The organism is Collimonas sp. (assembly GCF_035566375.1).
Taxonomy (GTDB): domain Bacteria; phylum Pseudomonadota; class Gammaproteobacteria; order Burkholderiales; family Burkholderiaceae_D; genus Collimonas.
Genome location: NZ_DATMRK010000044.1, coordinates 1 through 5,287 on the forward strand (window position 1 = coordinate 1; position 5,287 = coordinate 5,287).

The 5,287-nt window shown below is 53.5% G+C and carries 6 protein-coding genes and 1 other RNA gene; 5 read left to right on the forward strand and 2 right to left on the reverse strand.

Features of this window, described 5'->3' with window-relative positions:
- From ssrA to VNZ60_RS13645, 4 genes are all read left to right on the forward strand, one after another.
- Positions 1–316: a transfer-messenger RNA gene (gene ssrA, locus VNZ60_RS13630) on the forward strand; the annotation flags it as partial.
- Between the two features lie 477 nt (positions 317–793).
- On the forward strand, positions 794–1,606 hold the full coding sequence (locus tag VNZ60_RS13635) for a transporter substrate-binding domain-containing protein (protein WP_325659979.1): 813 nt from the start codon (positions 794–796) through the stop codon (positions 1,604–1,606).
- A gap of 291 nt (positions 1,607–1,897) precedes the next feature.
- The gene (chrA, locus tag VNZ60_RS13640) at positions 1,898–3,187 is read left to right on the forward strand and encodes a chromate efflux transporter (RefSeq protein ID WP_325659981.1); all 1,290 of its coding nucleotides are present in this window, start codon (positions 1,898–1,900) and stop codon (positions 3,185–3,187) included.
- A 76-nt stretch (positions 3,188–3,263) separates the two neighbouring features.
- Positions 3,264–3,590 carry a barstar family protein gene (locus VNZ60_RS13645; protein ID WP_325659983.1) on the forward strand — a complete coding sequence of 109 codons (327 nt, stop codon included), beginning with the start codon at positions 3,264–3,266 and terminating at the stop codon, positions 3,588–3,590.
- Positions 3,591–3,644: 54 nt separating this feature from the next.
- Here the strand turns inward: VNZ60_RS13645 and VNZ60_RS13650 are convergent, their stop codons facing one another.
- Positions 3,645–4,100 (reverse strand): GNAT family N-acetyltransferase, encoded by a 456-nt coding sequence (locus tag VNZ60_RS13650; protein ID WP_325659984.1) that lies wholly within the window; start codon positions 4,098–4,100, stop codon positions 3,645–3,647.
- 146 nt (positions 4,101–4,246) lie between these two features.
- Here VNZ60_RS13650 and VNZ60_RS13655 point away from each other — a divergent pair, with 146 nt between their 5' ends.
- On the forward strand, positions 4,247–5,104 hold the full coding sequence (locus VNZ60_RS13655; protein WP_325659985.1) for a patatin-like phospholipase family protein: 858 nt from the start codon (positions 4,247–4,249) through the stop codon (positions 5,102–5,104).
- Here VNZ60_RS13655 and VNZ60_RS13660 read toward each other — a convergent pair.
- Positions 5,101–5,287, reverse strand: a 187-nt coding sequence (locus VNZ60_RS13660) for a hypothetical protein (RefSeq protein WP_325659986.1), incomplete at its 5' end; no start/stop codon positions are given. The two genes, VNZ60_RS13655 and VNZ60_RS13660, sit on opposite strands and share 4 nt — an antisense overlap.

Consider the following 5,287-nt stretch of genomic DNA (forward strand, 5'->3'; position numbering starts at 1 on the left):
CCGAGGACCGACTACCTCGTAAATACAATCGGAATAGATCTAACTGCAAACGATAACTCGTACGCACTAGCCGCTTAATAACCGGTTAGCTCTACACCATCTCGTCCCTGGGGTGGGCTGGTAAAACAGCAGTAGAGTCATATACAGGGAATCGCTGTTGGTCGGGTTACTTGGCTAACAGTTAAATTTAGGTGACTCGCCTGAACGAAGCGTGTGCGTCCGCGTCGGCTGGGTTAAATCAAATGACAGCACTAAGTATGTAGAACTGTCTGTAGAGGACTTGCGGACGCGGGTTCGATTCCCGCCGCCTCCACCACCAATAACAAAGGTCATCCTTCAGGATGGCCTTTTTTATTGGTATTGATGCTTCGGAGATCGATCCCGTGTCCGGAACGGACGCGGGGCGAAGACAGGGTTTCGGCAAGCATGCTTGCTGCTGTCTGAGCGGTTTTGCGCATGCAGGCGCAAAACCCGGGAGATTCCCGCCGCCTCCACCACCAATACAAGAGGTCACCCGTCGGGGTGGCCTTTTGTATTGGTATTCGAACTCAAACCAGCACGATGGAGAGGCAACGGCTCGTGTCGGATTTGATGTGCCCTTGATGATTTTTCACGCGGCGTACCAGCAATTTCTGCATCAATTTGCAGGAAAGTAACAACACGAAACAATTCCCGATTATTCCGTATACAAACTTTCTGCGTGGACATAGAATCCTGTGCGTATGTTGCGGCCGTGTCTCTAGCCATTGAAAAATGGATGTGGGTTCGTTCAATTAATTCTGGGAGTCTTCTTGTGAAGCGTTATGCCGGTGTATTTGCATGCATTCTTGTCTATTCCATCGCCTTGGCTGGCACCCTGCTGCCGGTCAAGGAAAGCCGCGCCGATGCACTGGAAGATGTGCAAAACCGCCGCGCAATCCGCATCGCCGTGCCTAAAGATACGCCGCCTTTCGGCTCGGCAAATCAATACAAGGCGCTGGAAGGATTTGATGTATCAATCGCCAGAATGGTATCGCTGGAACTGGGCGTCAAGCTGGATATGGTGCCGCTGGCTAGCGGCGATCGCATCCCGGCCCTGTTGAACCGGCATGTCGACCTGGTAATTTCCAGCCTCGGTAAAAATCCGGAACGTCAAAAGCAGATCGATTTTTCACAGGCTTACGCGCCGTTTTATCTTGGGGTCTTCGGTGCTCCGAATCTTGATGTCAAGAATGCTGCGGGATTGGCTGGCAAGACGATCGCCGTACTCAAAGGCTCGATCGAAGATGGAGAGTTGAGCAAGATTGCACCGGCGTCGGCCAGCATCAAACGCTTCGACACCGAACCGGAGGCCGTCAAATCCTATTTGCAGGGTGAGTCCAAGTTGCTGGCGGCGGGCAATGTCTTGATTTCTGCCTTCACCAAGGAACAAGTGGAAACAACCCAGCTGAAAATAGTGCTGAAGGACTCTCCCTGTTTTATCGGTATTAACAAAAACGAAACTGCCTTGCTCAACAAGATCAACGCCATGTTGAGCCGCATCAAACAAAACGGCATGCTCAACGTCAATGCTCAACGTTGGTTCAAGGCGCCGTTGCCCGACAGCGTGTTGCGCAGCACCGAATAAGGCGACAGCGCTGCCCCGCATCGAATTAAAAAGGGATTCCATGGAATCCCTTTTTCTTTGCAGAATCAGTTTGCGCAAAACCCTGTTCCCCCAGTACCACGCAAGAGAGAGACGGCTTTTATATGCGCAATGTGCTGTAATGGGCGTAGATACTTTATATGCGATCATGCCCATTGCCACTGCCTCTAACAATGTTTATACGAATCTGACATTTCAATGAGCCAGCCAAAGGTTCAATCGGCTAAACCGGCCGCATCCCCTCCACCTCCCGTCAGCTTTCGGGAGGCATTTATGTTCTGGCTCAAACTAGGCTTTATCAGTTTCGGCGGGCCTGCCGGACAAATTTCCATCATGCATCAGGAACTGGTCGAGAATCGACGCTGGATTTCAGAGCGACGTTTTCTGCATGCTCTGAACTACTGCATGGTCTTGCCTGGCCCCGAGGCACAACAGCTTGCTACTTATATCGGCTGGCTGATGCATCGCTCATGGGGAGGTGTCGTGGCCGGCGCCTTGTTTGTGCTGCCTTCGTTGCTGATTCTGATTACCTTGTCCTGGATGTACATCGCCTTTGGCAATCTACCACTGGTCGCGGGCCTGTTCTATGGCATCAAACCGGCGGTGACAGCCATCGTGCTGCAAGCGGCACACAGGATCGGCTCGCGCGCACTGAAGAACAATACATTATGGGCGATTGCAGCGGCATCATTTGTCGCCATCTTCGCCTTGAACCTGCCCTTCCCTGCTATCGTCGCGACTGCAGCCCTGATCGGCTACATCGGCGGCCGGATCGCACCGGATCTGTTTAAGACCGGCGGCGCGCATAACAAGAAAGATCAATCGTTCGGACCGGCGCTGATCGACAACGACACGCCGACACCGGAGCATGCGCGATTTCGTTGGCGCAGTTTGTTACGCATAAGCGCCGTCTTCGGCTTATTGTGGTCGATCCCGATGGGCCTGCTGGCGATATTCTACGGCTGGCATAACACCTTGACGCAAATGAGCTGGTTCTTCACCAAAGCCGCCATGCTGACTTTTGGCGGCGCTTATGCCGTACTGCCGTATGTGTATCAAGGTGCGATCGAGCATTACGGCTGGTTGACGCCAACGCAAATGATCGACGGTCTGGCGCTAGGTGAAACCACGCCTGGGCCGTTGATCATGGTGGTCGCTTTTGTCGGCTTCGTGGGTGGCTATGTGAAAGCCATATTCGGACCGGACAGCCTGTTTTTTGCCGGCGCTGTCGCCGCTTCGCTGGTGACCTGGTTCACCTTCTTGCCGTCGTTCCTGTTTATCCTGGCGGGCGGCCCCTTGATCGAAGCCACCCATAGCGAGCTCCAATTTACCGCGCCTCTCACTGCGATCACCGCCGCCGTTGTGGGCGTGATCTTGAACCTGGCGGTGTTCTTCGGTTACCACGTACTCTGGCCGCACGGTTTTAAGGGTACCTTTGATTGGCTATCGGCGTTGATCGCATTGGGTGCGGCTATAGCGCTGTTCCGCTTCAGGTGGAACGTGATTCACGTCATTGCGGCGTGCGCCGTATCCGGTTTGATCCTGAAGATGTGGGTACTGTGAAATGAATCGCGCAACTTGTCGCGGCAGATGTGATAAGTTCAGCACACGATTTGGAATTTAAGCAGGAGAAAACATTATGCCAAGCGCCCGCCTGAATGGCGAAATCATCACCGACTGGGACAGCTTTCATACTGAATGCGCACAGGTATTCGGCTTCCCCGAGTTCTATGGCCGCAATATGAATGCCTGGATCGATTGCCTCAGCTATTTGCGCGATGAAGACGGCATGAGCAAGTTCCGGCTGCAGGAAAACGAGGTGCTGGACATCGAAGTATTGCACAGTGAAAAACTGCGTCAGCAAGCTGCTGAGATTATCGAAGAGCTGGAATTTTGCGTCACGGCCATCAATGAACGCTACGAAGACTATGGCGAAAAGCCGGCTCTGAAACTGACGCTGCGTTAAAGTCCGGCTTGATCTTCGCTGGTTTTGATAGACAGCATGAGCGCTGAGGTAGGACTATCGTGATGGACGAAGGTAGTAAATATCCCATTCCTCTTCTGCAAGAAATTCAAAGCCATTGCGTTGATAGAAACGATTGGCGTCACTTTCTCTCAAGGCCCCTACGCGCAACGGCAATGCCTGCTCATCCGCTTCTTTAAAAACTTGCGTTAGCACCGCTGCTCCGATCCCCTGCCCTTGGCTGCCAGGGCGAATATAGAGATGATCCAGCAGCAGCTGATCCTGAGCAGGTTTGACGACAACAAAACCGACCTTCTGCCCGTTGACTGCCACATGTCGTGTATGTGAGGCTGAAAAGCCGGAGCGAAACCGCTCTCGTGCCCGAACCGGATTAAAACGACCTATGCGTTCCAGGCTCTCGCGCATGGCAGCTATGCGCAATGCGACCAGCTCTTCGAAATCCGTTTCAACCGCTTGGATCAAAGCGACAAGCGGTGCGTTCGATACGGACATGTGTGCTTTCAGAGTTTTCTTTCAATTGATCGGGCAATTTTATCTGAATCCCCGAACTCACGGCTGACCGCTAGCATATCGACGCGTGCTGGAGTAGGCTAGATACGTTGCCATGTACGCCCTTTGGCCGTTCGCAGGTTACCACTATGGAAAAGACCGCATTTGTATTCGCCGGTGGCGGCAGTCTTGGCGCCATTGAAGCCGGCATGCTGCGAGAGCTGATTGCTTCCGGAGTACGTCCGGACTTCCTGGTCGGCGCCTCCGCCGGTGCGATCAATAGCGTGTTTTTTGCTTATCAACCGCATGCGGCCGGTACGATGCGCCTGGAATTCTTGTGGCGTGGCATCCGCCGCCAACAGATCCTGCCGTGGTCTATTCTTTCAGTGCTTGGCGCGGCCCGTGGCACGCATCTGGTCAGTCCGGCGAAATTGCGCGCCCTTCTTTATGAACATTTTGGCAGTCGTACGCTGGAGGACGCAGATCTTCCGGTACATGTTGTCGCCACTGAAATGAGCAGCGGCAACGAGATAGTTATTTCTTCCGGATCGGCAGTAGATGCTGTGCTGGCGAGCACGGCGATTCCGGGTGTTTTCCCACCCGTTTCGCTGGCAGGAAACATGTTGATTGACGGCGGCGTGGCCAACAATACGCCAATCTCTACTGCTATACGACTTGGCGCTACGCGCCTCATTGTGCTTACCACCGGCTTTAGCTGTGCCGACAGGCGACAGCCCAAAGGCGCTCTTGAGCATGCCATGAGTGCGCTCAATTTATTGGTAGCACGTCAGTTGGTATCAGATCTGGAACGATGGGCATCACACGCCGCGATAGCCGTGGTTGCGCCGCTGTGTCCGCTGGACGTCTCGCCATATGACTATAGTCAGTGCGGTTTGTTGATAGACCGCGCGGCAGCAGAAACCCGCCGTTGGCTGGACGCTGGCGGACTGAATAATCACGACATTCCCGGTGCGCTCAGACCCCATTCTCACACCGAGGCGGATTAAGAAACAAAGGTAGGAATGACAGTTGCGTAAATTTGTTTTCGTAAACCGTCCGCGCAAAGCAAAAACCCTCTGTACGAGAGTACAGAGGGTTTTTTAATAAAAGCCTGACGATGACCTACTTTCACACTGGTTGCAGCACTATCATCGGCGCAAAGTCGTTTCACGGTCCTGTTCGGGATGGGA

Bases quoted from the DNA above. Each gene is read 5' to 3' on its own strand.
- VNZ60_RS13655 (WP_325659985.1), top strand. From the start codon at position 4,247: ATGGAAAAGACCGCATTTGTATTCGCCGGTGGCGGCAGTCTTGGCGCC.
- VNZ60_RS13650 (WP_325659984.1), bottom strand. From the start codon at position 4,100: ATGTCCGTATCGAACGCACCGCTTGTCGCTTTGATCCAAGCGGTTGAA.
- chrA (WP_325659981.1), top strand. From the start codon at position 1,898: ATGTTCTGGCTCAAACTAGGCTTTATCAGTTTCGGCGGGCCTGCCGGA.
- VNZ60_RS13645 (WP_325659983.1), top strand. From the start codon at position 3,264: ATGCCAAGCGCCCGCCTGAATGGCGAAATCATCACCGACTGGGACAGC.